General features: G+C 34.0%; 1 protein-coding gene. It reads left to right on the forward strand.

What is annotated here, in order from left to right; all coding sequences use genetic code 11:
* Nucleotides 1-635, forward strand: a 635-nt coding sequence (locus tag B0175_RS07120) for a pyridoxal-phosphate dependent enzyme (protein ID WP_108527942.1), incomplete at both ends; no start/stop codon positions are given.

Consider the following 635-nt stretch of genomic DNA (forward strand, 5'->3'; position numbering starts at 1 on the left):
ACACATTCAGTAAAAGATAGAATTGGAACAAATATGATTAATACAGCTTTGAAAGAAGGATTAATCAATAAAGATACAATAGTAATCGAACCAACAAGTGGAAATACAGGAATAGCACTAGCTTCAGTTTGTGCAGCATTAGGAATAAAACTGATCCTTACAATGCCAGCATCAATGAGTATTGAAAGAAGAAGACTTCTTCAAGCATTAGGAGCAAAACTAGTTTTAACTCCACCAGAAAAAGGTATGAAAGGTGCTATTGAAAAAGCAAATGAATTAAAAGAGGAAACACCAAACTCTTTCATTCCTCAACAATTTGCAAATAAAGCAAACCCAGAGATTCATAGATTAACAACAGCTCAAGAGATATTAAAAGATACTGATGGAAAAATAGATATCTTTATAGCAGCTGTTGGAACAGGTGGAACATTAACAGGGACAGGTGAGATTTTAAAAGCACATAACCCAAATATAAAAATAATAGCAGTAGAACCAGAAGCAAGTCCAGTGTTAAGTGGAGGGAATCCTGGACCACATAAAATCCAAGGGATTGGAGCAGGATTTGTACCAGATGTATTAAATACAAAAATATATGATGAGATAATACAAGTGTCAAATGATGCAGCAATAGAGAC

It is taken from the genome of Arcobacter lacus (genome assembly GCF_003063295.1).
Taxonomy (GTDB): domain Bacteria; phylum Campylobacterota; class Campylobacteria; order Campylobacterales; family Arcobacteraceae; genus Aliarcobacter; species Aliarcobacter lacus.